The organism is Thalassovita gelatinovora, assembly GCF_001458355.1.
Taxonomy (GTDB): domain Bacteria; phylum Pseudomonadota; class Alphaproteobacteria; order Rhodobacterales; family Rhodobacteraceae; genus Thalassobius; species Thalassobius gelatinovorus.
This window is the reverse complement of record NZ_CYSA01000027.1, coordinates 156991-181710: the sequence shown is the minus strand read 5'-3', so window position 1 is coordinate 181710 and position 24720 is coordinate 156991. Positions and strand designations below refer to the sequence as shown.

General features: G+C 59.2%; 27 protein-coding genes. 18 read left to right on the top strand and 9 right to left on the bottom strand.

What is annotated here, in order from left to right; all coding sequences use genetic code 11:
• Positions 1-31: 31 nt before the first annotated feature.
• Both TG4357_RS17210 and miaB read right to left on the bottom strand, forming a co-directional pair.
• The gene (locus TG4357_RS17210) at positions 32-1597 is read right to left on the bottom strand and encodes a CAP domain-containing protein (RefSeq protein ID WP_082644182.1); all 1566 of its coding nucleotides are present in this window, start codon (positions 1595-1597) and stop codon (positions 32-34) included.
• Between the two features lie 224 nt (positions 1598-1821).
• Complete coding sequence (gene miaB, locus TG4357_RS17205; protein WP_058264132.1) at positions 1822-3141, bottom strand: tRNA (N6-isopentenyl adenosine(37)-C2)-methylthiotransferase MiaB; 1320 nt, start codon at positions 3139-3141, stop codon at positions 1822-1824.
• 113 nt (positions 3142-3254) lie between these two features.
• On the opposite strand from miaB, the gene TG4357_RS17200 reads away from it, so the two are divergent.
• Entirely contained in the window at positions 3255-4124 is an 870-nt protein-coding gene (locus tag TG4357_RS17200) for a hypothetical protein (protein ID WP_058264131.1), read from the top strand.
• A gap of 39 nt (positions 4125-4163) precedes the next feature.
• Here TG4357_RS17200 and TG4357_RS17195 read toward each other — a convergent pair whose 3' ends face one another.
• Entirely contained in the window at positions 4164-5081 is a 918-nt protein-coding gene (locus tag TG4357_RS17195; protein ID WP_058264130.1) for a LysR family transcriptional regulator, read from the bottom strand.
• 275 nt (positions 5082-5356) lie between these two features.
• Here TG4357_RS17195 and TG4357_RS17190 point away from each other — a divergent pair, with 275 nt between their 5' ends.
• From TG4357_RS17190 to TG4357_RS17150, 9 genes are all read left to right on the top strand, one after another.
• Complete coding sequence (locus TG4357_RS17190; RefSeq protein ID WP_175473926.1) at positions 5357-6136, top strand: 5-oxoprolinase subunit PxpA; 780 nt, start codon at positions 5357-5359, stop codon at positions 6134-6136.
• Positions 6137-6174: 38 nt separating this feature from the next.
• Positions 6175-6408 (top strand): acetyl-CoA carboxylase, encoded by a 234-nt coding sequence (locus TG4357_RS17185; protein WP_058264128.1) that lies wholly within the window; start codon positions 6175-6177, stop codon positions 6406-6408.
• 3 nt (positions 6409-6411) lie between these two features.
• On the top strand, positions 6412-7788 hold the full coding sequence (locus tag TG4357_RS17180; protein WP_058264127.1) for an acetyl-CoA carboxylase biotin carboxylase subunit: 1377 nt from the start codon (positions 6412-6414) through the stop codon (positions 7786-7788).
• Positions 7785-8660, top strand: coding sequence for a 5-oxoprolinase subunit B family protein (locus TG4357_RS17175; protein ID WP_058264126.1), 876 nt, complete (start codon positions 7785-7787; stop codon positions 8658-8660). The genes TG4357_RS17180 and TG4357_RS17175 overlap by 4 nt, the downstream gene beginning before the upstream one ends.
• Positions 8650-9621 carry a 5-oxoprolinase subunit C family protein gene (locus tag TG4357_RS17170; RefSeq protein WP_058264125.1) on the top strand — a complete coding sequence of 324 codons (972 nt, stop codon included), beginning with the start codon at positions 8650-8652 and terminating at the stop codon, positions 9619-9621. The genes TG4357_RS17175 and TG4357_RS17170 overlap by 11 nt, the downstream gene beginning before the upstream one ends.
• A gap of 246 nt (positions 9622-9867) precedes the next feature.
• The gene (locus tag TG4357_RS19740; protein WP_168370957.1) at positions 9868-10278 is read left to right on the top strand and encodes a hypothetical protein; all 411 of its coding nucleotides are present in this window, start codon (positions 9868-9870) and stop codon (positions 10276-10278) included.
• The gene (locus TG4357_RS17160; RefSeq protein ID WP_233487552.1) at positions 10256-10924 is read left to right on the top strand and encodes an energy-coupling factor ABC transporter ATP-binding protein; all 669 of its coding nucleotides are present in this window, start codon (positions 10256-10258) and stop codon (positions 10922-10924) included. The genes TG4357_RS19740 and TG4357_RS17160 overlap by 23 nt, the downstream gene beginning before the upstream one ends.
• Positions 10899-11513, top strand: coding sequence for a CbiQ family ECF transporter T component (locus tag TG4357_RS17155; RefSeq protein ID WP_058264194.1), 615 nt, complete (start codon positions 10899-10901; stop codon positions 11511-11513). Before TG4357_RS17160 ends, TG4357_RS17155 begins: the two co-directional genes overlap by 26 nt.
• Positions 11514-11516: 3 nt before the next feature.
• The gene (locus TG4357_RS17150) at positions 11517-12071 is read left to right on the top strand and encodes a biotin transporter BioY (RefSeq protein ID WP_058264123.1); all 555 of its coding nucleotides are present in this window, start codon (positions 11517-11519) and stop codon (positions 12069-12071) included.
• 165 nt (positions 12072-12236) lie between these two features.
• On the opposite strand, the gene TG4357_RS17145 is transcribed toward TG4357_RS17150, so the two are convergent.
• From TG4357_RS17145 to fabA, 3 genes are read right to left on the bottom strand one after another with little or no spacing between them, the layout of a single operon-like run.
• On the bottom strand, positions 12237-13028 hold the full coding sequence (locus tag TG4357_RS17145; RefSeq protein ID WP_058264193.1) for an enoyl-ACP reductase FabI: 792 nt from the start codon (positions 13026-13028) through the stop codon (positions 12237-12239).
• 6 nt (positions 13029-13034) lie between these two features.
• A complete protein-coding gene (gene fabB, locus TG4357_RS17140) occupies positions 13035-14264 on the bottom strand; it encodes a beta-ketoacyl-ACP synthase I (protein ID WP_058264122.1) in 1230 nt (409 codons plus the stop codon).
• A 46-nt stretch (positions 14265-14310) separates the two neighbouring features.
• The gene (gene fabA / locus TG4357_RS17135) at positions 14311-14820 is read right to left on the bottom strand and encodes a bifunctional 3-hydroxydecanoyl-ACP dehydratase/trans-2-decenoyl-ACP isomerase (protein WP_058264121.1); all 510 of its coding nucleotides are present in this window, start codon (positions 14818-14820) and stop codon (positions 14311-14313) included.
• Between the two features lie 169 nt (positions 14821-14989).
• Between fabA and irrA the strand changes: the two genes are divergently transcribed.
• The 4 genes from irrA to TG4357_RS17115 all read left to right on the top strand — a co-directional run bounded on the left by irrA (position 14990) and on the right by TG4357_RS17115 (position 17640).
• Positions 14990-15412 carry an iron response transcriptional regulator IrrA gene (irrA, locus tag TG4357_RS17130; protein WP_139193601.1) on the top strand — a complete coding sequence of 141 codons (423 nt, stop codon included), beginning with the start codon at positions 14990-14992 and terminating at the stop codon, positions 15410-15412.
• Positions 15413-15554: 142 nt separating this feature from the next.
• A complete protein-coding gene (locus TG4357_RS17125) occupies positions 15555-15869 on the top strand; it encodes a DUF1244 domain-containing protein (protein ID WP_058264120.1) in 315 nt (104 codons plus the stop codon).
• 34 nt (positions 15870-15903) lie between these two features.
• A complete protein-coding gene (locus tag TG4357_RS17120; protein ID WP_058264119.1) occupies positions 15904-16713 on the top strand; it encodes an enoyl-CoA hydratase/isomerase family protein in 810 nt (269 codons plus the stop codon).
• A gap of 132 nt (positions 16714-16845) precedes the next feature.
• Positions 16846-17640, top strand: coding sequence for a DODA-type extradiol aromatic ring-opening family dioxygenase (locus TG4357_RS17115; RefSeq protein ID WP_058264118.1), 795 nt, complete (start codon positions 16846-16848; stop codon positions 17638-17640).
• Between the two features lie 62 nt (positions 17641-17702).
• Here TG4357_RS17115 and TG4357_RS17110 read toward each other — a convergent pair whose 3' ends face one another.
• The 3 genes from TG4357_RS17110 to dgcN all read right to left on the bottom strand — a co-directional run bounded on the left by TG4357_RS17110 (position 17703) and on the right by dgcN (position 20625).
• Positions 17703-18566: a D-amino-acid transaminase gene (locus TG4357_RS17110; RefSeq protein ID WP_058264117.1), complete on the bottom strand. Its 864-nt coding sequence runs from the start codon at positions 18564-18566 to the stop codon at positions 17703-17705.
• 11 nt (positions 18567-18577) lie between these two features.
• Complete coding sequence (gene dgcA / locus TG4357_RS17105; protein WP_058264116.1) at positions 18578-19543, bottom strand: N-acetyl-D-Glu racemase DgcA; 966 nt, start codon at positions 19541-19543, stop codon at positions 18578-18580.
• A gap of 80 nt (positions 19544-19623) precedes the next feature.
• Positions 19624-20625: an N-acetyltransferase DgcN gene (gene dgcN / locus TG4357_RS17100; RefSeq protein WP_058264115.1), complete on the bottom strand. Its 1002-nt coding sequence runs from the start codon at positions 20623-20625 to the stop codon at positions 19624-19626.
• Between the two features lie 274 nt (positions 20626-20899).
• Here dgcN and TG4357_RS17095 point away from each other — a divergent pair, with 274 nt between their 5' ends.
• From TG4357_RS17095 to TG4357_RS17080, 4 genes are all read left to right on the top strand, one after another.
• A complete protein-coding gene (locus TG4357_RS17095; protein ID WP_058264114.1) occupies positions 20900-21859 on the top strand; it encodes an L-malyl-CoA/beta-methylmalyl-CoA lyase in 960 nt (319 codons plus the stop codon).
• 153 nt (positions 21860-22012) lie between these two features.
• Entirely contained in the window at positions 22013-22639 is a 627-nt protein-coding gene (locus TG4357_RS17090) for a hypothetical protein (protein WP_058264113.1), read from the top strand.
• A gap of 98 nt (positions 22640-22737) precedes the next feature.
• Positions 22738-23700, top strand: coding sequence for an acetyl-CoA carboxylase carboxyltransferase subunit alpha (locus TG4357_RS17085; RefSeq protein WP_058264112.1), 963 nt, complete (start codon positions 22738-22740; stop codon positions 23698-23700).
• A gap of 76 nt (positions 23701-23776) precedes the next feature.
• On the top strand, positions 23777-24670 hold the full coding sequence (locus TG4357_RS17080) for a LysR family transcriptional regulator (protein WP_058264111.1): 894 nt from the start codon (positions 23777-23779) through the stop codon (positions 24668-24670).
• Positions 24671-24720 lie beyond the last annotated feature (50 nt).

The following is a 24720-nucleotide window of genomic DNA, read 5'->3' as shown; positions in this document are numbered from 1 at the left end:
ATGCTTAAGATAACATTTTTTACGTCGTGGATCAAACCAGCAGGTCGTAAGTTGTTCCGCCCAGAACAAGGTTGATTTCATCCTGTGCGCCGCCGTCGACCAGCGCCCACATGATCTGCCCGGTCGGGCGGTAGATCACGAACGCCTCTTCGACACCGGCCACCCCGGCATTGGCCGTTTCGGTCAGATTGACCTGGAACTGGTCGATCGTGGCGTTGCGACCGAACAACAGCACATCGCCATCCGCAGCGGTATAATCCTGAATCCAATCGCTGCCGTGATCGTAGATACCGAGATGGAAAAACCGGTCCGCGCCTGCGCCGCCATTAACCCGGTCATAGCCAAAACCGCCATTGATGAAATCGTTGCCATCGCCGCCGAAAATCAGGTCGGACCAAGCTTCGCCGGTCAACTGATCGTCACCGGTACCACCGACAATCGTATCGACGCCAAACCCGCCAACGATCGTGTCCATTCCAGCGTCGCCATACAATTCGTCATTGCCATTGCCGCCGCTGATGTAATCGTCGCCGTCGCCACCATAGATCACGTCGCGCAGATCGGTGCTGCTGCTGCCGCCAATAATGTAATCGTCACCAAGGCCGCCGAGAATTGTATCGGTTCCGTCGCCACCATCAAGAGTATCATCGCCTGCGCCGCCATCGAGACTGTCATCCCCCCCGGCACCGGTCAGAATATCCATCCCGTCATCGCCAGTCGCGTAAACCGGAGGAATGACGACCGCATCGGCGTAATAACCGTAAAGATGGACATTTTCGTTGCCCATCACCACTTGGTAACTGGCAATTCCTGTCAACACCCCACCTCTGAAACTAACCGTATAGGTGCCCGGGTCCAGTTCCATCTGAAACCCACCGCTGGCCCAGCTGGTTGTCACGCTTACATTGCCCGTCGCATCGGTGGCCCAGACTGAAATCCCGCCCAGCCCTTCGCCGGCATCGTAAAACGCGTCGCCGTCACCATCCCGGATCACCGCGCCCAGCAACATCGGTTGGTAGTCGCTGCGGGCGGCGAAATCCTGGGTCACGACCAGCGGTCCGACTGCGGTGGTGGAATTGGTTTCCGCCAGCGCGCTGATCCCCACTTCGGTATAATTTGCGTTCAGGATTGTGATGCGGTGTCCTGCCGGGTCCTGCATGCCGCCAGTGCCGTAACCCCAGTCGATATAAAACCCTGCATGGGCATAAATCGCGTCGTAAGCATAGGCATAGATGTTTTCACTTACCGTGGTTGCCGTGGAATACCCCGCCGCCACGATACGGGTCAGGAGACTCGATTCACCGGGCAACTGATGTTCCTGCGCATCCTGTTCAATCATCTGCACGGTATGGTCTGTCGCAGCTATGCTCAGACTGTCATTCCAAGCCAGCGGGGCCACCGAACTAAAAGCCGAAAGCTGGCTGCGCAGCAGGTCCAGATCGACCGAAAAATATTCCAAAGCAAAGGTGATTTCGGACGTCACCGCAGTAGCGGTCGCGGCATTGGTGATCAGTTGATCGAATTCGCCCGACGGATCGCTGCGCGCCCGGTTGATCAGTTCAAGAAGTTCCTGTTCCACCGCTGTTGGTGTCGCCACGACGCCTGCCCCCTACTTTTTTATGTTCCAAGACGATTGCGCCGAACCGTTGGCCCGAAGCACCTGCTTTAGTCGTCTCTACCGCTCATGTAGCAACATGATGAGTCGCAGACGGGAAAAAGGCAATCACAAAGCCGTGATACCCCTGCGACGGCCGGCTTATCGCGCCGCCATGCCTGTATATCGGGCGGCATCACGACCCTGAGTTGCGCCATCTCGGACCATCACAGCATTTCACCGGCTAGGGAATTCGTGCCGCTTTCGACGATCCGAACCCGAGCGATATCACCAACCTGCACCCCGGCATTGGCCACATGCACCGCGTGCAGATATTCTGATTTGCCGACCATCTGGCCTTCGAAACGGCCCGGCTTTTCGAACAATACCGATACGTCGCGCCCGACCATGCTGTCTTGCACCGCGCGCTGCTGTTCGGTGATCAACGCCTGCAATCGCCGCAACCGATCGCTGGCTTTGGCGTCGTCGACCTGTGCGCGCTCTGCTGCGGGGGTCCCCGGCCGGGTGGAATATTTGAAACTGAACGCCTGACCGTAATTCACCGCGCGGATCAGATCCATCGTAGCCTGAAAATCTTCTTCGGTCTCTTCCGGGAACCCGACGATAAAATCGCCCGAAATCAGAATGTCGGGCCGCGCCGCACGGATGCGTTCGATCAGCTTGAGATAGCTTTCGGCGGTATGCGAACGGTTCATCCGTTTCAGAATCCTGTCGCTGCCTGACTGCACTGGCAGATGCAGGTAAGGCATCAGCTTTGCGCAATCCCCATGCGCCGCGATCAAGTCATCGGACATGTCGTTGGGGTGACTGGTGGTGAAGCGGATCCGTTCCAACCCGTCAATGTCATTCAGCGCCCAGATCAGCCGCGCCAGTGACCAGTTCCCAACGTCTCCGGCCCCGTGATAGGCATTCACATTCTGCCCCAGCAGGGTGATTTCACGCACGCCGCGCTCGACCAGATCGCGCGCCTCGCTCAGCACCCGATCCGCCGGGCGGCTGACTTCGGCCCCACGGGTATAGGGCACCACGCAAAAGGCGCAGAATTTGTCGCAACCTTCCTGCACGGTCAGGAACGCCGCCGGGGCGCGCCGTGCCTTGGGCCGGTTTTTCAGCGTCTCGAACTTGTCCTCGTCCGGGAAATCGATATCGAGCGGTTTTTCACCCTGCCGCGCCTTGGCTTCCATCGCGGGCAGACGGTGATAGCTTTGCGGCCCGACCACCAGATCGACCAGCGGCTGACGGCGCATGATTTCTTCGCCCTCGGCCTGAGCGACACAGCCGGCCACCCCGATCTTCAGATCAGGTTTTTCCGCCTTCAGCCCCCTGAAACGTCCCAGTTCCGAATATACTTTCTCAGCCGCCTTTTCGCGGATATGACAGGTGTTCAGCAGGATCATATCGGCGTCATCAGGCGTATCGGTCTGAACATAACCCGCCCCGCCCATTGCTTCAGCCATGCGTTCGCTGTCATAGACATTCATCTGACAGCCATAGGTCTTGATATAGAGTTTCTTGGCGTCGCTCATCGGGCCGATCCTGTCCGCAGTTTCAGGCCGTGGTCCTATACCAGAACCACGACGACTTGCAATGCGGGCGGATTTGGCCGACTTTGGCGCCAATCACGGGCAGAGGTCTGGGCATGTACTATAATAACCTGTCGGAATTGCTTTCCCAGGGCCGCGCGGCCTTGGCCGAGGGGCCGCTGGCAATGATCTTTGCCGAGGACGAAGCCGAAATCGACACCACCATCCGCCACCATCAGAATTCCGGTTTCCGGTCCACGCTGGTCTTCATGCCCGACGAATTCGATCTGGCCGAAGATGTGATCGACAGCGTCCACCGCATCCGGTTCGATCCGCTGGCCGATAATGCAGTGCCCAAGGCGGTCAACGCGGTAATCGACGCCGCCCCCGGACTGTGGATGTACTACTGCTTCAACGCCGAATACCTGTTTTACCCATTCTGCGAAACCCGCACAGTGGGTGAAATGCTGGCCTTTCATGGCGAAGAACGGCGCAGTGCGATGCTATGCTATGTTGTCGATCTCTATGCCACGGACCTGGTGACAAATCCGAATGCGGTTTCGCTCGACACGGCTCATCTGGACAAGACCGGCTATTACGCATTGGCCCGTAATGATCCGAACAATCACAATTACCCCAAGGAACGGCAGCTGGATTTCTTCGGCGGGCTGCGTTGGCGTTACGAAGAACACATTCCAGCCAAGCGCCGCAAGATCGACCGGATTTCACTGTTCAAATCAAAACCGGGTCTGGTGCTGCGCGATGATAACACCTTCAATGACGAAGAATACAACACCTATGCCTGCCCATGGCATCATAATCTGACCGCCGCAATCTGTTCCTTCCGCACCGCCAAGGCGCTGAAACGCAATCCCGGATCGACCTATGACATCCAAAGCTTCCGCTGGCACAATTCGGCCCCGTTCGAATGGCATTCGCGCCAGTTGCTGGATCTGGGGCTGATGGAACCGGGGCAATGGTTCTGATCGGACCTTGCGCACCTAAGGCGCTCACGATCCCCGCAATCAGCCGTGTCTGCTTGCATTTGCCATTTGCGGGGACAGGTAGGCATCGCGGAAATAGTCCACAAACAACCGGACCGACGTGGGCAGGTCCTGATTTCGCCGCCATGCAAGGCCGACATCCATAGACGGGATTTCCCGCTCCATCACCACGGTCCCGATCCGGCGCCCTTCCAAAGACCAAGGGCGATACACCATATCCGACAGGATCGTCACGCCAAGCCCGTTGGCCACCATCGAACGCACCGCTTCGGTTGAAGATGTGCGCATTCGAATTTTGGGGGTAAGCCCCGTCGGACCCCAGTATTTCATGGACGTATTCGCGGCTTCATCTACGGTCAGCATGATGTAATCCTGTTCCGCCACGTCTTCGAAACTTGCTTGCTCACGGTTTGCAAGTTCGTGATTTTGCGGCACCCAAAGCCGCCGGTGCGACCGCAGCAGCGTTTGCGTTGTCAGTTCGGGATTCGAAGTGTTCGAGGTCAGAATGACGGCGATGTCGAAGCGGTTGGAGATCAACCCTTCTTCGATACTTTCGCGGTTCAGTTCGCTGATATTGATCGTCAGGTTCGGGAATCTATGCGCCAATCGGTCGAGATGAAACGGCAGGAAGTATCCGCATACGGTATATGTTGCCGCAACATTGATTGTGCCTGCGACATCCGAATGTCCCTGCCCGATGTCGCGGGCGATTTCCACTTTTTCCATCACGTCACGGGCGGCCCCCAGAAGTTTGCGGCCAGTCTGCGTCAGGTCCATGCCCTGCGCGGTGCGCGTGAAAAGGGTGACCCCCATATCCTGCTCAAGCTCGCGGATCGCCGAGGTGATGGACGACTGTGAAATAGACAGTTCCGAAGAGGCGCGGCTGACCTGCCCCAATTCGGCTGTCGCTATGAAATATTTAAGCTGCCTGAGATTCACACCGGGGCCCTGTCATCACGATTGCTATGTCCGGGGGACTATTCGAATTTATACAAAACTTCACAAGACCATTATCGGAAAATCAGAAGATTGCATCCTTTTCTTGCGTATTATTCGGTCACTTGGGTTGATAGTGTCGATTATTTGCCCATTTACTGGAGCTTTTCAGGGATCATACGTTCGGATTTTTCGATAATAGCATATCTAATAATTGAACTTTACAAAAATACAGCCCGTCTCTCATGATCGAGCGATCAGAAAATTAAGGGCATGTGATGCGAAAAATTGTCGATCTCAACTGTGACATGGGCGAAGGTTTTGGCCACTGGGTATTGAGCGACGCCCCGGACGAAGCGTTGATGGAACTGATCTCCTCGGCAAATATCGCTGCGGGGTTTCACGCAGGTGATCCGAATTCGATGGATCGCGTGATCAAGCTTGCCAATCACTATGGCGTCGGTCTCGGGGCACATCCCGGCTATCGTGATCTGCAAGGGTTTGGACGTCGCTTCATTCAGACCTCGCCCGAAGAGTTGGTCAACGACATCATCTATCAGGTCGGCGCGGTACGCGAATTCGGGCGCCGACATGGCATCCGGCTTCAGCATGTCAAACCCCACGGGGCGCTTTACATGGAAGCGGCCCGCAATGAAGAACTGTCCCGGCTGATGATCGAAAGCCTTTCGGCAATCAGTGGCGATCTCATCGTTTACTGCATGGGCGTTTCCAAGACTTATGAAGTGGCAAAGCGGTTGGGTCATCCGGTAGTCCGCGAATTTTACGCGGATCGCGATTATGGCGCAGATGGCGCGATCGTATTCGCCCGCAAGGTCGGGCGGCCCGACCCCGAGGCGTTGGCGCAAAAATGTGTGCGCGCATGTGTCGAAGGCCGGGTGACGACCGTGGATGGCGACGACATCGAAATAGAATTCGAATCCATCTGCTTTCACTCCGATACGCCCGGCGCAGTCGAGATCGGCCAAGCCATCCGCAGGGAATTGACCAGCAACGGCATCACCATTGCGCCGTCTTCGTCGGTGCTCGAAGCGACCTGACGGATCATGAAACTCCAAACAAACGACAGGGAAATACAATGACCGAGATTCAATCTCCCCTCCCGGGCACGTTTTATCAAAAACCGTCACCGGAAGAGCCGCCTTTCAAGTCTGAAGGTGATGCGGTCACCCTTGGCGACGTCATCGGGCTCGTCGAGGTGATGAAAACCTTCATTCAGGTGCAGGCCGAAGCTGATGGTATCTTTGTCAAATACGTTGCCGAAGACGCGTCCCCGATCATGGCAGGCGACGTGCTGGCGGAGATGAAATAAGTCATGGCTATCCAGCGGCTATTCATCGCCAACCGAGGAGAGATTGCGGTGCGCATCGTTCGCGCAGCACAGTCGCTTGGACTCCATTCGATCCAAGCCCATTCCGAAGCGGATGCGGACATGCTTGCGGTCAGGCTCGCGGATGAAGCGGTTTGTATCGGGCCGGCACCTTCAAAGGAAAGCTATCTCAATATCGACGCGATCCTGAAGGCGGCGCGGGAAAGCGGCGCGGATGCGATCCATCCGGGCTATGGTTTTCTGTCCGAAAACCCCGCTTTTGCCCGCGAGGTAGAACAGGCAGGGATGATCTTTGTCGGGCCGTCTGCGGATACGATCGAACGCATGGGCGACAAGGTTGCCGCCCGGCAGGCTGCGCAAGCCGCCGGCGTGCCGGTTGTGCCGGGGTCTGACGGTCGCGTCGACGGCATTGAACGCGCCTTGGCGGTTGCCAAAGAAGTGGGTTTCCCTGTCATGATCAAGGCCGCTGCCGGGGGCGGCGGGCGCGGGATACGCATCGCCAAAACTGCCGACGAGCTTAGAATTCTTGCGCCACAGGCAAAGGCGGAAGCCGAAGCGGCCTTTGGTGACGGCGGTCTGTATGTCGAACGCGCGATTCTGTCGCCGCGTCATATAGAGGTGCAGATCCTTGGCGACGGCACTAGTGCGATCCATTGCTATGAACGCGAATGTTCCCTTCAGCGACGCCGTCAAAAAGTCTGGGAAGAAGCCGGGGCAGTTTGCCTTGATGACGAAACCCGGGACGCATTATGCGCTTCGGCTGTCGCGCTTGCGAAGTCAGTGAATTATCGCGGGGCTGGAACGCTTGAATATCTGTACGACGAAGCGTCCAACGAATTCTATTTCATCGAAATGAACACCCGTATTCAGGTCGAACACCCGGTGACCGAAATGGTTACCGGCATCGACCTTGTCGCGGAGATGATCAAGGTGAGCGGTGGCAGCAAACTTTCGGTGACCCAGGCCGAGATTGCCAAGACCGGACATGCCATCGAGGTCCGAATCTGCGCCGAGGACCCTTTTGCGAATTTCATGCCCTGGCCGGGCCAGGTCAAGACGCTGAAAGAACCGACGGGCGACGGTGTGCGCTTCGATCACTTCCTGTCCGAAGGCTACCAGATCCCGCCGTTTTACGATTCGCTGCTTGGCAAGGTCATCGTGCACGCCCCGACCCGCGACATGGCAATCGACAAGCTTGTCGATGCGCTTAACGAGATGAAGATCGAGGGAACGAAGACAACGATTCCGCTGCATCTCGCGCTGGCCGCCGACCGGGACGTCCGGGCCGGTACCTTCCATACTCAATGGCTCGAACCCTGGCTTGAGGCCGAGAACCTGACCACAAAAGGAGACGCCGCATGAAAACGCGCTACACCTACGGGGGAGATGAGCACGTCTATGTCGAGGTAGATGATGAAATGTCTCTCGACGCTTTCTTCATCAGCCTATCCCTGAGCAAGCTTGTCCGCGCCGCGAACATTCCCGGCGTCACCGAAATCTGTCCCGCCAACGCTTCGTTTGAAGTGCGTTTCGATCCGGACGTGATCGCGCCTGACGAAATGATGGCAAGGATCAAGGAGCTCGAACACGAAGCCGAGGCGCAGGAAAAGCGACTTGATACGCGGATCATCGAGATCCCGGTTTTCTACGAAGACCCGTGGACTCACGAAACTTTGATGCGGTTCCGGGAACGCCATCAGGATCCGTCCGGCACTGATCTGGACTATGCTGCACGGATCAACGGTTTCGATTCTGTGGCCAGCTTCATCGAAGCCCATCATGCACAGCCTTGGTTCGTGTCTATGGTCGGGTTTGTGTCGGGCCTGCCGTTCCTCTATCAGCTCGTCGAGCGCGAAAAACAATTGCAGGTCCCCAAATACCTGCGACCGCGCACCGACACACCAAAACTGACGGTCGGGTATGGTGGCTGTTTTTCCTGTATCTACTCGGTTCGCGGGGCAGGAGGATACCAGATGTTCGGCATCACCCCGATGCCGATTTTCGATCCAGAACAGAAGATCAGCTATCTCAAAGACTTCATGGTCTTCTTCAAACCCGGCGATATCGTGAAATGGAAACCCATCGACCGCGCGGAATATGACCGCATCATCGATGAGGTCGAAAAGGGCACCTACGCGCCCAAGATCGCCGAAGTCGCATTCGATCTCGACGCATTCAACAAGGACATGACCGGCTTCAATGCCAAGCTGATGGAGGCCCTCAATGACGTTTGAGATTGTCAAACCGGGACTTGCAACAACCGTGCAGGATCTTGGCCGTCCGGGGTATTTCCACCTCGGGATTCCCGAAGGTGGCGCGATGGACCGTCTTGCCCTCAGGGCCGCCAACCTGCTGGTTGGCAATGATGAAGGCGCTGCCGGACTCGAAGCGGTTTTCATGGGGCCGGAAATCAGGTTCGGCGCGGATATGAGCGTCGCGATTACCGGTGCTGAACTGCCGGTATTGTTGGATGGGGACACCCGGGAAACCTGGACCACGTTCGACGTAAAGGCAGGCCAGACACTAAGTTTTGGTTTTCTCAAAGAGGGCGCGCGCATCTATATCGCCTTCAGCGGCGGGATCGACACGCCCTTGGCGCTTGGATCGCGTGCGACCTATGCGATTGGCGCACTTGGTGGCTTCGAAGGGCGCCCGCTGGCAGCCGGCGACAAGCTACCCGTGGGCCAAGGCGCCATTGTCGCCGAAGGCAGGACGGTGCCCGACGCGTTGCGCCGTGGTCCGGGCAAACCGGCAGACCTGCGTGTGCTGCCCGGCCTTTACTGGCATCGTCTGACTGAAAAGAGCCAAAACGCCTTCTTTGATGATGATTGGAAGGTCGCCCCCGAAGCGGACCGGATGGGATACCGTTTCCGCGGCGGCCAACCGATGGAATTTGTGGACCGCCCGCAGCCGTTCGGCGCCGGTTCGGATCCGTCGAACATCGTGGACGGATGCTATTCTTACGGATCGATCCAGGTTCCCGGTGGTTTGGAACCGATCGTTCTGCACCGCGATGCGGTGTCGGGCGGGGGGTATTTCACGCTTGGCGCGATCATTTCGGCAGACATGGACTTGATCGGGCAGTTGCAACCGAACTCTGCAGTCAAATTCCGGCGGGTCAATATGGAACAGGCGCTCGCTGCGCGGGCGGAACGAAAGAAAACCTTGGTGCAAATCCGTCAGGTGCTGGGCTAACCCCCGGTATCCTGCGGGACCGCCTTGTGCATCTTTCACCATGCAGTGCAGATCGCCCATCCCCTGATCAACCGCCAAGCGGCCAGAACAAGCAAACCCGCCCGGAAAACAGCTTCGGCAGTTCTTCTTCAGGCGGCTTTGCCGGTTTCGGCAGTGGTCGAAAACCTGTGATCACCGCGTTTGCCAACCTTGTGCTGATGGTGCGGATGGAAGCCGTAGACGCCAAATCCGGAAGATTGATCACGCTTGCACCTGATCGCGGCCTGCGTGGTCGCTGAGATTTCGGTTCGCGACGGGACCGGATGCGCCGAAAATGATGTGCCCGATGGCTTTTTCATCCTGCCTATGCAAAACGGGATCAACCTCGGGGAAATCAGCTTTTCCATGCAGATGGTTTTGCCAGGTGCGATGCGGTTTCTTGCAGGTCTCTTTAACCCGCTTGCTGACCGCATTATCATGAGCGAAACCCGATGGGCAGGCAGACCGGTCGTGCCGCCCGATTCCCTTGGCCAGCAGTCATCTGAAGGCGGAACCAACTATCGAAATACAGCGAAACATATTCACCGCCCGCGAAAAAACAACGCCGGTTCAGATCGCGTTGACGGGGCTGAGTCTGGCTTTCGAACAACGCCCGGTGCTATCGGATCTCGATCTTGACCTGCGTTTTTCGCGTCTCGGGATCGTTGGGCGCAATGGGTCGGGAAAATCGACGCTCGCGCGCGTGCTGGCGGGGCTGGTCGCCCCGTCTTCGGGCAAGGCGACGCTGGATGGTGTCGACATGTATGCCGACCGCCGGGCGGCGATCCGGGATGTCGGTATCCTGTTTCAAAACCCGGATCACCAGATCATCTTTCCCACCGTTCTGGAAGAAGTGGCCTTCGGACTGACCCAACTTGGGCGGTCAAAACGTCAGGCGGAACGCGATGCGCTGGATACGCTTGCAGCGTTTCACAAATCCGACTGGGCAGACGTTTCTGTCGCGACCTTGTCACAAGGGCAAAAGCATCTTGTCTGCCTGATGGCAATTGTCGCCATGGCGCCCAAAACACTTGTCTTGGATGAACCTTTCGCGGGTCTGGATATCCCGACAAAGGCACAGTTGCGTCGCTATCTGCACCTGTTTTCGGGGGCCGTGATCCATATTTCCCACGACCCGCAAGATCTGAAAGGATGCGAAACGGTGCTGTGGCTCGACAAGGGTCGGATCGAAAAGGTGGGCACAGGGCCGGATGTGATATCGGATTATCTAACTGAAATGACGCGACTAGGGGATGATGATGATATCTCTGACCTCCCCCGTTAGAACCCGGGCGCATGACCTTCCGGCGGGTTTGAAGCTTGGCCTGTTGTTGCTGGCAACGGTCGCTTTGGCGGCTTCTGCCGATCTGCGGTTTCATATCGCCGCCTTTCTTTCTGCCCTCGGGCTTTATTCGCTTCCGGGGGTCCGGTTCCTGCGCGGCGGTCTTTCGCGGCTTCGGATTCTGTGGCCTTTTGTGGCGGTTGTGCTGCTATGGCATCTTGTGACGCGGGATATATCTGCGGGGCTGGTGATCTGCTTGCGCATGGTGACCGCTGTGGGGCTTGCCAATCTGGTCACGATGACGACCCGCCTGTCCGACATGATGGCGGTGATCCGCTGGATCGGGACACCGTTCGCCCGGCTTGGTCTGAACATGCGGGCGCTTGAAATCGGGATCGCGCTGGTGATGCGCATGGTGCCCGTCCTGTCCGAAAAAGGACAGCAACTGACCCAAAGCTGGTCGGCGCGTTCGACCCGCAGGCCACGCTGGCACGTGGTGCTGCCATTGACGCTGCTGGCTCTTGATGATGCGGATAACGTCGCGCAGGCATTGCGGGCGCGTGGTGGCCTGAACAAATGGAACGAGGAGTAGGATATGGAAAAGTCTGTAGCGTATATCGCGCTGTTTGCCGCAATGATCGCGGTATTGGGTCTGTTACCGAAAATCTCACTGGGCTTCGGGGTGCCGATCACCGCGCAAAGCCTTGGTATCATGCTTTGCGGCACGGTTCTCGGGGCCAGGCGCGGTGCCTTGGCTGTGCTGCTTTTCTTGCTGATCGTGGCTCTTGGCTTGCCGCTCTTGTCCGGTGGACGCGGCGGGCTGGGCGTCTTCATGGGCCCGACCGCCGGGTTTTTGGTGGGCTGGGTCGCGGCGGCGTTCGTGACCGGCCTGATCGTTCAATATTGGCGCGGCATGCCGGTTGCAGTCGTCGCAAGCGTGGCATCGGTGATCGGTGGAATCATCGTCCTCTATGGGTTCGGAATCGTCGGCATGGCGATCGTGTTGAACAAGTCATTCATCGAGGCGGCGGCGCTGGTTGTGGCCTTCATCCCCGGCGACATCGTAAAAGCGATCATTGCCGGTCTGCTGACGGCGGCCTTGGCGCGCGCACGGCCCGGTAGCCTGATGGGACGCCGACCCGCCCGCTGAAACTGTTCTGGACAAGTTAAAACCTTGTTCTTCTGTTTCAAAATATCCCGGGGTTGAATTGGCCGCATGGCCAAGAAGGGGCAGCGCCCCTTCACCGCTTCGCACCTGTTGCGAAGCACAGCCTGCGCGCCCGGAACGGGCGCTCCGCGCGCATCGCAAAAGCGGTTACAGATGTTCCGGTTGCGGCATGCCCAATACGTGGAAACCGCCATCGACCCGGATGATTTCACCGGTGGTATAGGCCCCGGCCTCCGACGCCAGATAGACCGCCGTGCCCCCAACCGCTTCCAGCGTCGCGTTCGACCGCAGCGGCGCGTTCTGATCGGTGTGCTTGTAGGTCTTGCGCGCGCCACCGATGGCGGCCCCGGCCAGCGTCTTCATCGGCCCCGGCGAAATCGCGTTGACCCGGATACCGTCGGGTCCCAGATCGTTGGCCAAATACCGGGTCGCCGATTCCAGCGCCGCCTTGGCCACGCCCATCACGTTGTAATTCGGTGTCACCCGGTTCGATCCGCCATAGGTCAGGGTCAGCAGCGTACCGCCACTGTCTTTCATCATCGGATAGGCACGGCGCGCCACATCGATGAAGGAATAGCAGGAGATTTCCAGCGAGGTCTTGAAATTGTCACGGCTGGTATTGACAAACCGGCCTGTCAGTTCGGCCTTGTCGGAAAAGGCGATGGCGTGGACCACGAAATCGATGGTCGGCCAACGATCGCCCAGCGCGGCGAAAGCCGCATCGAGCGAGGCTTCGTCGGTCACGTCGACATCGACCATGAAATCCGATCCGACCGATGCCGCCAGTGGCTGCAACCGTTTGCCGAATGCTTCGCCCTGATAGGTGAAGGCCAGTTCGGCCCCGGCTTCGCTCATCGCCTTGGCGATCCCCCAGGCGATCGAGCGTTCATTGGCAACACCCATGATCAGCCCACGTTTTCCGCTCAGAACTCCGTTCATCGGCATCTACCCCAGATATTTCGACAGAAGCATCGACCCATTGGTACCGCCAAAGCCGAAGCTGTTGGTCATCACCGTATCGAGCCCTGCATTTTCGACCAACCGGGTCGCCACTTCGCCATCCTTGATCGCCGGGTCGAGCGTATCGACATTGATCGACGGGATAATGAAATCATGCTGCAGCGCCAGCAGGCAATACACCGCTTCCTGTGCGCCGGTCGCCCCCTGGCTGTGGCCGGTCATCGACTTGGTCGAAGAAATAGGCGGTGCATAGCCTTCGCCGAACACCCGGCGTACCGCTTCGATTTCGCCGACATCGCCGACAGGGGTCGAGGTGCCATGCGCATTGATATAGCTGACCTTGCGGTCCTCATCCAAGGTCGACAGCGCCAGACGCATCGCGCGTTCGCCACCTTCGCCCGACGGTGCGACCATGTCGTGACCGTCCGACGTCGCCGCAAACCCGGTCACTTCGGCATAGATCTTGGCCCCACGCGCCAGCGCGTGTTCCAGATCTTCCAGCACCACGATGCCGCCACCGCCCGAGATCACGAAGCCGTCGCGATCCGCGTCAAAGGCGCGGGACGCCTTTTCCGGCGTGTCGTTGAATTTCGAACTCATCGCGCCCATCGCGTCGAACAGGCAGGACAAGGTCCAGTCCAGTTCTTCGCCGCCACCGGCGAACATGACATCCTGTTTGCCCATCATGATCTGTTCGGCCGCATTGCCGATGCAATGCAGCGAGGTCGAACAGGCCGAGGTGATGGAGTAATTGATGCCCTTGATCTTGAACGCCGTCGACAGGTTGGCGGAAATGGTCGAACTCATGCATTTGGGCACCGCGAACGGGCCGATCCGCTTCGGGCTGCCTTTTTCAAGCACGGTCTGATGCGCCACCAGCATGGCGCTGGTCGACGGCCCGCCCGACCCGGCAACAAGCCCGGTGCGCGGGTTCACCACATCGCTTTGGTCCAGCCCGGAATCCGCGATCGCCTGTTGCATTGCGATATGAGCATATGCCGCCCCCGGCCCCATGAAGCGCAAGGTACGCTTGTCGACATGTTCGGTAACGTCGATCTTCACGTCTCCGGCAACCTGGCTGCGGAAACCGTGTTCGATCATCGCCGCATTGGCGCTGATCCCCGACTTGCCCGTTTTCAGCGAGGCCAGAACCTCGTCAACATTATTGCCGATGGACGACACCACGCCCATCCCGGTAACCACGACTCGGCGCATTTGCGCTCTCCTTTTATCCCCAGGGTCGTCTCTGCTTGCTCGACGCTTAGTTTTCCGACAGCGCGACCTTCATATCCTTGACCTGATAAATGACTTCGCCATCCGCTTCGACAATCCCATCGGCCACCCCCATGGTCAGCCGGCGGGTCTGTATCGCCTTGGTAAAATCGACCTTGTAAGTCAGCATCTTGCGATCCGGGCGCACCATGCCGGTCAGCTTGACCTCGCCCACGCCCAAAGCATAGCCGCGCCCCAGCCAGCCACGCCAGCCCAGATTGAACCCGGTCAACTGCCACAGGCCGTCAAGACCAAGACAGCCGGGCATGATCGGATTGCCGGGGAAATGGCAGTCAAAGAACCACAGATCGGGCGTGATATCGAATTCCGCCACGATATGGCCCTTGCCATGCAGACCGCCATCGCCGGAAACATCGGTGATCCGATCCATCATCAGCATCGGCGGTGCGGGCAGTTGGGCATTGCCGGGGCCGAACAATTCGCCACGGGCGCATTTCAAAAGGTCTTCTTTATCGAAGCTGCTCGGATAGTTTGCCATACAGGCCGGCTCCTCGGGGTAATGTGTTGCTTTCCTTACCCCTCTAGCACCCCGTGAAGAGGTCCTGCAAGCCTATGCGGAAAGGGGGTTCGGCCTTCTGCGAACTGTTTTCATTTGAATTCAACGTCGCCCCTCAGGTATATTAACCTGTGAACAAAGGGATGCGACAATGACAGTGACCGAAAAAGCGGCACAAACGGGATCAGATTGGTTGTCTACGGCGGGGCTGCGCCCGACCCGGCAACGGGTTGCCTTGGCGGCGCTTTTGGTCGGCGACGGTCAACATCGTCACGTCACCGCGGAAAGCCTGTTTGCCTCGGTCCGCGAAAATGGTGAAAGCGTGTCATTGGCCACGGTCTACAACACGCTGCGCGCCTTTTGCGATGTCGGCTTGATGCAGGAAGTCACCGTGGACGGGTCGAAAAGCTATTTCGACACCAACACCCATGATCACCCGCATTTCTTCTGGGAAGACGACGGTCAGTTGACCGATGCGCCCAGCGAACAGTTGGTCATTTCCCGCCTGCCCGACGCGCCCGCCGGGTCGGAAATCAGCGCCGTTGACGTGGTGATCAAGCTGCGTCGCAAATGACGCCACAGGCGTTGCGCCGATAGGCCCTTCGAAACGACGGTCCGAGGGCGGCCTGCGCCGCGCTGATCCGCCCGACCTTTCGCCCGGTTGACCTTGTTCACCGGAACCGGTCCTATACCGTGACACCACTACAGGAGCCCCCATGGACGACCAGACCCGTATCGAGCTTGAAGCCGCCGCGTTCCGTACGCTGCGCGCGCATCTGATGGAAAAGCGCACGGATGTGCAGAATATCGATCTGATGAACCTCGCCGGGTTCTGCCGCAACTGCCTCAGCCGGTGGTATCAGGAAGCCGCCAATGAACGCGGCATCGACATGTCCAAGGACGAAGCGCGCGAAATTTACTACGGCATGCCCTACGACGACTGGAAAGCGCAGAACCAGACCGCGGCCAGCGCCGAACAGCAGCGGGATTTCAAGAAATCCTTTGCCGAAAATGTCGGTGACAAGGGCTGATCCCTGACCGACAGGCACACCCGAGGGACCAGAAATGACCGAACAATTCGTCAGCATTGAACGCGCGGAAACGTCGCACGGCCAACGGATCGCGATCGTCCGCTTCGATACTGGCAGCAAGGCAAATGCGCTGTCACAGGAATTGATGCGCCAACTCATCACAGCGGCGCGCAGTTTCGAAGGCGACGCGGACACCAACGCCATCATCCTGACCGGCCGCGCCGACCGGTTCTGCCTTGGGATGGACCTGAAAGACCCCGAATTTCAGACCGCGCTCGACCTGCCGCTGAACGAACGTCGGCAATTGCTGCAACTGGGGCCTCGCATGTGCAAGGCTTGGGAAGACCTGGAACCGATGACCATCTGCGCCATCGAAGGCTGGTGCGTCGGCGGCGGCGTGGCGCTGGCGGCGTCGCTGGACCTGCGTGTCTGCGGCCACTCGTCGCAATTCTACATCCCCGAAATCGAACGTGGCCTGAACATGGGCTGGGGATCGCTGCCCCGGATCGCCGCGCTGATCGGCCCGGCCCGGGCCAAGCGGCTTGCCATCGTTGCCGAACAGATCAACGCGCAAACGGCCGAAAGCTGGGGCTGGATCGATTACCTCACCGAAGACGGCAACACGATGACCAAAGCCCTGTCTGTTGCCGAACAGATCGCGGCGATGCCGCCTGTCGCGGTCCGAATGATCAAGCAGGGGATCGAAACCGCGACAAAACCTCTCCATCACGCGGTCAGCGCGATGGACATGGACCAGTTTGCGCTGATGCAGTGCTCAGCGGATCATGCGGAAGGTGTGGCGTCTTTCCTTGAACAGCGCGATGCCAAATTCACCGGCGGCTGAGTGGCGATGGTTTGACCGCTTCAGCTCTGCCCCCCCCCCCGCACACACACTGTTCGTCAATCGGCCTACTGATCCTGTCTTGCCATAGCTAAGTTTTGATCAACCCAACCGATCAACTGACCGAGGTGTCCCATGTCCCGCCTTCCCAGCTATTTCATTTCCCATGGCGGCGGTCCTTGGCCATGGATTCCGCAGATGGCCGCCGAACTGGAACCGCTGGCCGCGTCATTTCGCGCCATGCCCGATGAAATCGGCCAGACGCCCAAGGCGGTGCTGATGATTTCGGGCCATTGGGAAAAAGACGACTTTGCGGTGATGCATTCGGCGCGCCCGCCGATGGTCTATGATTACCACGGATTCCCACCCGAAACCTACGAAATCCAATACCCTTCCCCCGGCGCGCCGGATCTGGCCGAAGACGTGGCGCAGATGATCCATGCGGCGGGGTTGCCGACGCGGCTGGATGACGAATATGGCTATGATCACGGCACTTTCGTGCCGATGGCGGTGATGTATCCGCAGGCCGACATACCGCTGTTCCAAGTGTCGATGCGTCACAGTTATGACCCGGCCGAACATTTCGAACTGGGTCGGGCGCTGGCCCCCTTGCGCGACCGTGGCGTGTTGATCGTCGGGTCGGGATTGAGCTACCACAATCTGCGCCTGTTCGGGCCCGCCGCAAAAGCCCCTTCAACCGCGTTCGACGGCTGGTTGTCCGAGGCTCTCGCCCTGCCGCCGGCAGACCGTACCGCTGCCCTGCTGGATTGGGAAAAAGCCCCCGAAGCCCGCACCTGTCATGCCCGCGAAGACCACCTTGTGCCGCTGTTCGTGGCGCTGGGTGCTGCGGAAAACGACCCGGCCAGCCGGGTATATCATCAAACCGGCATTCGCGGTGGCGTCACCGCCTCCAGCTTCCGCTTCGGCTAATCGCAAAAGAAAACGGCACTCGCGGGGTTACGAGTGCCGTTCAATCCATATTGAAATGCCGATCAGATACCGGATTTCACGCTTTCTTCCAGATAGATTTCGCGCAGCCGCTTGGCCACCGGACCGGGCTTGCCATCGCCCACCTTGGTGCCGTCGATTTCCACCACCGGCATCACGAAGCTCGACGCCGAGGTGTAAAATGCCTCATCTGCGGCCTGTGCCTCGGCGATGGTGAAGGGGCGTTCTTCGACCTGCATCTGTGCTTCGCGGGCAAAGCGCAGCACGGCGGCGCGGGTGATCCCGTGCAGGATGTCTTGCGAAAGGTTGCGGGTGATGATGGTGCCATCCTTGACGATATAGGCGTTGTTGCTGGTGCCTTCGGTCACCTGACCGTCTTCGACCAGCCAAGCATCATCGCACCCGGCTTTCTTGGCCGCCATCTTGCCCATCGACGGGTACAGCAACTGCACCGTCTTGATGTCGCGCCGGCCCCAGCGGATATCCTCGATCGAAATGACCTTGATGCCTTTTTTCGCCACCGGATTGTCGGCAAGTCCCGGCTTGTTCTGGGTGAACAGGACCAAAGTCGGCTTGGTTTCTTCCGGATCGGGGAACACGAAATCACGATCCCCAGCTGACCCGCGCGAAACCTGCAGGTAAATCATGCCCTCGTCGATGCCGTTCAGTTCCACCAGCTTGCGATGAATGTCCAGCAGGTCATCGAAGGCTTCGGGCTTTTCCATGTCCAGTTCGTTCAGTGACCGTTCCAGCCGCGCCAGATGGCCGTCAAAATCGATCAGCTTGCCGCCCAGAACGGAAGTCACTTCGTAAACCCCATCCGCCATCAGGAAGGACCGATCGAAGATCGATACCTTGGCTTCGGTTTCGGGCAGGTACTCACCGTTAAGGTAAACGGTACGGGTCATGGGCTGTCTCCTTATCCCCAAAGCGCCGCAACGGGCGGATGCACCCCTGCGGCGTCGAATTGCAATGCGTTATCGCGGTCTTCGGCCAGAAGCAGCGGCCCGTCAAGGTCCGTCACCATCGCGCCTTGCGCCACCAAAGTGGCCGGGGCCATCGCCAGCGAACTGCCAACCATGCAGCCAACCATGACCTTATAGCCGGCCACCAGCGCTTCGTCGCGCAGCAACAGCGCCTCGGTCAGCCCGCCGGTTTTATCCAGCTTGATGTTGACCACGTCATATTTGCCTTTCAACCCGGTCAGCGAGGCGCGGTCATGACAGCTTTCATCGGCACAGACCGGCACCGGGCGTTCCATCCCCAACAGCGCATCGTCCTGCGCGGCGGGCAAAGGTTGCTCCACCAGGGCCACGCCCAGACGCACCAGATGCGGCGCCAGATCGGCATAGACTTCGGCGCTCCAGCCTTCGTTGGCGTCCACGATGATCGTCGATTTCGGCGCCCCAGCGCGCACCGCTTCCAGACGCGCCATATCGTCGGGCGTGCCCAGCTTGATCTTCAACAAGGGTCTGAACGCATTCACTTCGGCCTGCGCCCGCATCGCGTCGGGTTCGTCCAGCGACAATGTATAGGCGGTGATTTCAGGCCCCGGCGCGGTCAACCCGGCCAATTGCCAAACCCGCTTGCCGGTCTGCTTGGCTTCCAGATCCCACAGGGCGCAATCGACCGCATTGCGCGCCGCCCCGGCTGGCAACACGGTTTGCAACGCGTCGCGGCTGACATCTGATGGCAGGCTCAAGATTTCTTCGGTCACGCTGTCGAGCGTTTCATCATAGCGGCCATAGGGCACGCATTCGCCCCATCCGGTCACGCCCCCACGGGTCACCTTCACCGTCAGAACCTGCGCCTCGGTCCGGGCGCCCCGGCTGATCCGGAATACCTGCGCCAACGCAAACACATCTCTCTCAACGGTAATCGTCATGCGCCCCATCCCCTTCTTCTTGGTCCAAATACTCAAACCGGCGGACCACCCACCACCGGGTGCCCCGCCTTTCGTTTCAATCAGATCGCCGCCAGCGCGTCCACCAGATTGCCCGCGCCGAACCGGAACGGATCGGTCGCCGGCAGACCCAGATCGGCCTCGACCTTGGCCAGATAGGCCTTGGCATCGGCTTCGCTCATATGCTGGGTGTTGATCGCGTATCCCACCACTTTCGCATCCGGGTTTGCGACTCGCGCCAGCGTCGTCGCCATGTCGCGCACCGCTTCAAGGCTGGGCAGCGTGTAGCCCGGCAAACCGCGCATATGGTCCCGTGTCGGTTCGTGGCACACGATCAACGCATCGGGCTGACCGCCATGGATGAGCGCCATCGTCACCCCGGAATAGGACACGTGGAACAGGCTGCCCTGGCCTTCGATGATGTCCCAGTGATCGGCGTCGTTATCGGGCGTGATGTATTCCACCGACCCGGCCATGAAATCGGCCACCACCGCATCCAGCGGCACACCGTCGCCGGTGATCAGGATCCCGGTTTGTCCGGTGGCGCGGAAATCGGCCTTCATGCCGCGGTCGCGCATTTCCTTTTCCAGGCACAAGGCGGTGTACATCTTGCCCACCGAACAATCGGTGCCAACCGCCAGAACCCGCTTGCCGGTCCGCTTGACGCCGTTGGCGATGGGGTAATCGACTTCCGGCACCCGCACGTCGTGCAACGCACGGCCCGTCGCTTCGGCCACCGCGACAAGATCCGGTTCGTCGCGCAAGAGGTTGTGCAACCCGCTGGCCAGATCGAAGCCTTCTTCCAGCGCCGTCACCAGCACCTTCTTCCAGGCCGGGCTGATGATGCCGCCGCGATTGGCCACACCAATGACCAGCGTCTTGGCACCCGCCGCCTTGGCCTCGTCCAGCGTCATGTCGGTCAGGCCCATATCGGCGTTGCAGCCCTCCATGCGGAATTGCCCCACGGCGAATTCCGGGCGCCAGTCCTTGATGCCCTGCGCCACCTTTGCGGCCAGTTGGTCGGGCGCATCGCCCAGGAACAGAAGATAGGGGGTCTCAATCATCGTTTCGGCCTTTCAATCATAATTCCCGAACCATTCTCCATATTCGCAACAGGATTGCTTTGCGAAATCATCACGATATTGCAGCGCAGAAATAGATTTCTGCGAATTTTTCAGATATCTTCGAAGATTCTTCGAAAAATTCACAAGCATGAACAATCATTCACCATAGAACCCGAAAAATGCCGCGTCTGCAAAATAACCTTGCGCAGAGATGCGCAATTTAATAACTCTCAACGGGAAAATTCCGCAATTTAGTTACCCGAAGGATGATGCCATGAGCTTCCGCATTCAGCCCGCCGCCCCCGCCCGCCCGAACCGGTGCCAATTGTTCGGCCCGGCATCCAATACCAAGCTGTTCGCCAAAATGGCGACCTCGGCGGCGGATGTGATCAATATCGACCTGGAAGATTCGGTCGCGCCTTCGGACAAGGACAGCGCTCGCGCCAACGCGATCGAAGCGATCAACACCGTCGACTGGGGCAATAAGTACCTGTCCGTCCGAATCAACGGGCTCGACACGCCTTACTGGTACCGCGACGTGGTCGACCTGTTGGAACAGTGCGGTGACCGGCTCGATCAGATCATGATCCCGAAAGTGGGCTGCGCCGAAGACGTCTATGCCGTCGACGCGCTGGTCACCGCGATTGAACGTGCCAAGGGCCGCAGCAAACAGATCAGCTTTGAAGTGATCATCGAATCGGCCGCTGGCATCGCCCATGTCGAAGCCATCGCCGCCGCCAGCCCGCGGTTGCAGGCGATGAGCCTTGGCGCCGCCGATTTCGCGGCCTCAATGGGGATGCAGACCACCGGCATCGGCGGCACCCAGGAAAATTACTACATGCTGCGCGAGGGCGCGAAATACTGGTCGGACCCGTGGCATTGGGCCCAAACCGCCATCGTCGCCGCCTGCCGCACCCACGGCATCCTGCCGGTCGACGGTCCGTTCGGCGATTTCTCCGACGATGACGGTTTCATTGCGCAGGCGAAACGCTCCGCCACTTTAGGCATGGTCGGCAAATGGGCGATCCACCCGAAACAGATCGCGCTGGCCAATCAGGTTTTCACCCCCTCCGAGGAAGCCGTCAACGAGGCCCGCGAAATCCTCGCTGCGATGGAAGACGCCAAAGCCAAGGGCGAAGGCGCCACCGTCTACAAAGGCCGTCTGGTCGACATCGCCAGCATTAAGCAAGCCGAGGTCGTCGTCGCCCAGGCCGAACTGATCGCGAAGAACTGACCCACAGAACGCGGCGCGGGGGCAGCCTTTGCACCGCGCCACGTGTTCTGTTCGAAAATATCCCCGGGGGGCGCGCATCGCACGACGGGGGCAGCGCCCCCTCCCCCGCGCGAAAACAAAGCGCCTTTCCCTCACCTGCATGTGACCTGCCCCATGATCCTGGCCCTGATCCATACAGCTGACATCCACCGAACCACCTTCGACCGGCTGCGCGACCGCATCGCGCCGCAACTGGGGTTACATCACATCATCCGCGAAGACTGGCTTGCACGCGCACGGCAAAGGATCGACGGTGCTTTGACGCGGGAAATCACCGAAACAATCGCAATGACGGATGGTCCGGTGCTGTGCAGTTGCACAACGCTCGGCCCCATCGCCGAAGCCGCCGGGGCGCTGCGGGTCGACCAACCGATGATGCGACAAGCGGCACAAAGCGGCGGCAAGCTGCTGATCGCCTATTGCCTCAAATCAACCGAAGCATCCAGCTTGTTACTGCTGCGCCGCGAGATGGCCCGGGCCGGCAATGACTGCGGTGTCGAACCGCTTTACCTCGGATCTCTCTGGCCGTTATTCGAAGCGGGCGAGACAGAGAGTTTCGCCAAAGCCACGGCCGCAGCGTTGCGCGCGTCGGTCGGGAAACGCTGCGACCTTGCCGCGGTGGTGCTGGCGCAAGCTTCGATGGCGCAGGCCGCCGATTACCTCGTTGATCTGCCGATTCCGGTTCTCGCATCGCCCGAAACCGCATTCCGGGCGGCGTTGGAGCGGATCGGTCAGGCCTGAGGCCCAGCCCCATCGCCAATCAGAAAAGCATTGCCAGTTGCATCTGAGCCTTGTCGCGGCCATATAACCAGCCAATACCGGCTGGAGAACGACCTATCATGACCAACTACCTCGACTTTGAACGCCCGCTTGCCGAAATCGAAGGCAAGGCAGAGGAATTACGCGCCATGGCGCGGCAGAACGAGGAGATGGATATCGAAGCCGAAGCTGCGGCGCTGGACAAAAAGGCGGGCAATCTGCTCAGGGATCTTTACAAGGATCTGACCCCGTGGCGAAAATGTCAGGTGGCACGTCATACTGACCGGCCCCATTGCAAAGATTACATCGAAGCACTGTTCACCGAATACACACCGCTGGCCGGTGACCGGAATTTCGCTGATGACCATGCGGTGATGGGCGGGCTGGCGCGGTTCAACGACCAGCCGGTGATCGTGTTGGGCCAGGAAAAGGGCCATGATACCAAAAGCCGGATCGAACGCAATTTCGGCATGGCCCGACCCGAAGGGTATCGCAAGGCGGTGCGTTTGATGGAAATGGCGGAAAAATTCGGCCTGCCGGTGATCACGCTGGTCGACACGTCGGGCGCCTATCCCGGCAAGGGTGCCGAAGAACGCGGCCAATCCGAAGCGATTGCGCGGTCGACGGAAAAATGCCTGCAAATCGGCGTGCCGGTGATTTCGGTGATCATCGGGGAAGGCGGATCGGGCGGTGCAGTGGCCTTTGCCACCGCCAACCGTCTGGCGATGCTGGAACATTCGGTCTATTCGGTGATCAGCCCCGAAGGCTGCGCTTCGATCTTGTGGAAAGATGCCGGCAAGATGCGCGAAGCCGCCGAAGCGCTGCGCTTGACCGCGCAAGATCTGAAAAAACTGGGTGTGATCGACCGGATCATCGGTGAACCGATGGGCGGGGCCCATCGGAACCGCGATGCCGCCATGCAGGCGGTCAGCGATGCCATCAAATCCATGCTGGACGAGATCGGCAAAGACAGCGGCAAGAAACTGATTGCCGACCGGCGCAAGAAATTCCTCGACATGGGATCAAAGGGTCTCGCGGCCTGACCCGGCAAACGCCGCGAAATCCGCGCCGGATTGCGGCCCCCTTTCGCCGCCCCGGATTTACCGCGATAGTCGGCCCATGATCGACAAACTGGAAATGTTCATCGCGCTGTCCCGCGAACGGCATTTCGGCCGCGCCGCCGAAAGCTGTGGCGTGACCCAACCCAGCCTGTCTGCGGCCATCAAGCAGCTGGAGGATCAGCTGGGCGTCATGCTGGTCTATCGCGGGTCACGGTTTCAAGGTCTGACCCCCGAAGGCCAGCGGGTGCTCGACTGGGCGCGCCAGATTGTCGGCGATGCCCGCACGATGAAGGAAGAAATGCGCGCCGCCCGTCAGGGCCTTTCGGGCAATCTGCGGCTTGCGGTGATCCCGACCGCGCTTACCCTGGTGGCCGATCTGACGGCGACATTCACCAAAGCCCATCCCAAGGTGCGCTTTACCATCCTGTCGCGAACATCCATCGAAATCCTATCGATGCTGGAAAATCTGCAGATCGACGCCGGTCTGACCTATCTCGACAACGAACCTTTGGGCCGGGTCAGCACGGTGCCGATCTATGCCGAACGCTATGCGCTGATCCTGCGGCACGATCATCCGTTGGCGGATCGCCCTCAGATCGGTTGGGAAGACCTGACCGACCTGTCGCTTTGTCTGCTGACACCGGACATGCAGAACCGGCGGATCATCACGCAGCACCTTTCCGAAGCCGGGATTGAAGCCGAGCCGATGATTGAAGCCTCGTCTTTGATCGTGCTGATCAGCCATGTCCTGAAGGGGGGGTGGGCCACGATTCTGCCGGTGAAGGCGGCCGAAGTGTTTCTTATGAGCGGCGAACTGGCCGCGATTCCGCTGCAATCGCCCGATGCCAGCCATCGTGTCGGGTTGATCGCCCCCTACCGGGAACCCCATACGCCGGTGCTTGCGGCGCTTTTGGATCAAGCAGCGTCGCTGTCGGACCGTTTCAGAGATTAATAGGCAATGCCTATCGATTAACGAAACAACGATATTGATTCCCGGTGTGA

Bases quoted from the DNA above. Each gene is read 5' to 3' on its own strand.
- miaB (WP_058264132.1), bottom strand. From the start codon at position 3,141: ATGAGCGACGCCAAGAAACTCTATATCAAGACCTATGGCTGTCAGATG.
- TG4357_RS17200 (WP_058264131.1), top strand. From the start codon at position 3,255: ATGTACTATAATAACCTGTCGGAATTGCTTTCCCAGGGCCGCGCGGCC.
- TG4357_RS17190 (WP_175473926.1), top strand. From the start codon at position 5,357: ATGCGAAAAATTGTCGATCTCAACTGTGACATGGGCGAAGGTTTTGGC.
- TG4357_RS17185 (WP_058264128.1), top strand. From the start codon at position 6,175: ATGACCGAGATTCAATCTCCCCTCCCGGGCACGTTTTATCAAAAACCG.
- TG4357_RS17180 (WP_058264127.1), top strand. From the start codon at position 6,412: ATGGCTATCCAGCGGCTATTCATCGCCAACCGAGGAGAGATTGCGGTG.
- TG4357_RS17175 (WP_058264126.1), top strand. From the start codon at position 7,785: ATGAAAACGCGCTACACCTACGGGGGAGATGAGCACGTCTATGTCGAG.
- TG4357_RS17170 (WP_058264125.1), top strand. From the start codon at position 8,650: ATGACGTTTGAGATTGTCAAACCGGGACTTGCAACAACCGTGCAGGAT.
- TG4357_RS17155 (WP_058264194.1), top strand. From the start codon at position 10,899: ATGATATCTCTGACCTCCCCCGTTAGAACCCGGGCGCATGACCTTCCG.
- TG4357_RS17150 (WP_058264123.1), top strand. From the start codon at position 11,517: ATGGAAAAGTCTGTAGCGTATATCGCGCTGTTTGCCGCAATGATCGCG.
- TG4357_RS17145 (WP_058264193.1), bottom strand. From the start codon at position 13,028: ATGAACGGAGTTCTGAGCGGAAAACGTGGGCTGATCATGGGTGTTGCC.
- fabB (WP_058264122.1), bottom strand. From the start codon at position 14,264: ATGCGCCGAGTCGTGGTTACCGGGATGGGCGTGGTGTCGTCCATCGGC.
- fabA (WP_058264121.1), bottom strand. From the start codon at position 14,820: ATGGCAAACTATCCGAGCAGCTTCGATAAAGAAGACCTTTTGAAATGC.
- irrA (WP_139193601.1), top strand. From the start codon at position 14,990: ATGACAGTGACCGAAAAAGCGGCACAAACGGGATCAGATTGGTTGTCT.
- TG4357_RS17125 (WP_058264120.1), top strand. From the start codon at position 15,555: ATGGACGACCAGACCCGTATCGAGCTTGAAGCCGCCGCGTTCCGTACG.
- TG4357_RS17120 (WP_058264119.1), top strand. From the start codon at position 15,904: ATGACCGAACAATTCGTCAGCATTGAACGCGCGGAAACGTCGCACGGC.
- TG4357_RS17115 (WP_058264118.1), top strand. From the start codon at position 16,846: ATGTCCCGCCTTCCCAGCTATTTCATTTCCCATGGCGGCGGTCCTTGG.
- TG4357_RS17110 (WP_058264117.1), bottom strand. From the start codon at position 18,566: ATGACCCGTACCGTTTACCTTAACGGTGAGTACCTGCCCGAAACCGAA.
- dgcA (WP_058264116.1), bottom strand. From the start codon at position 19,543: ATGACGATTACCGTTGAGAGAGATGTGTTTGCGTTGGCGCAGGTATTC.
- dgcN (WP_058264115.1), bottom strand. From the start codon at position 20,625: ATGATTGAGACCCCCTATCTTCTGTTCCTGGGCGATGCGCCCGACCAA.
- TG4357_RS17095 (WP_058264114.1), top strand. From the start codon at position 20,900: ATGAGCTTCCGCATTCAGCCCGCCGCCCCCGCCCGCCCGAACCGGTGC.
- TG4357_RS17090 (WP_058264113.1), top strand. From the start codon at position 22,013: ATGATCCTGGCCCTGATCCATACAGCTGACATCCACCGAACCACCTTC.
- TG4357_RS17085 (WP_058264112.1), top strand. From the start codon at position 22,738: ATGACCAACTACCTCGACTTTGAACGCCCGCTTGCCGAAATCGAAGGC.
- TG4357_RS17080 (WP_058264111.1), top strand. From the start codon at position 23,777: ATGATCGACAAACTGGAAATGTTCATCGCGCTGTCCCGCGAACGGCAT.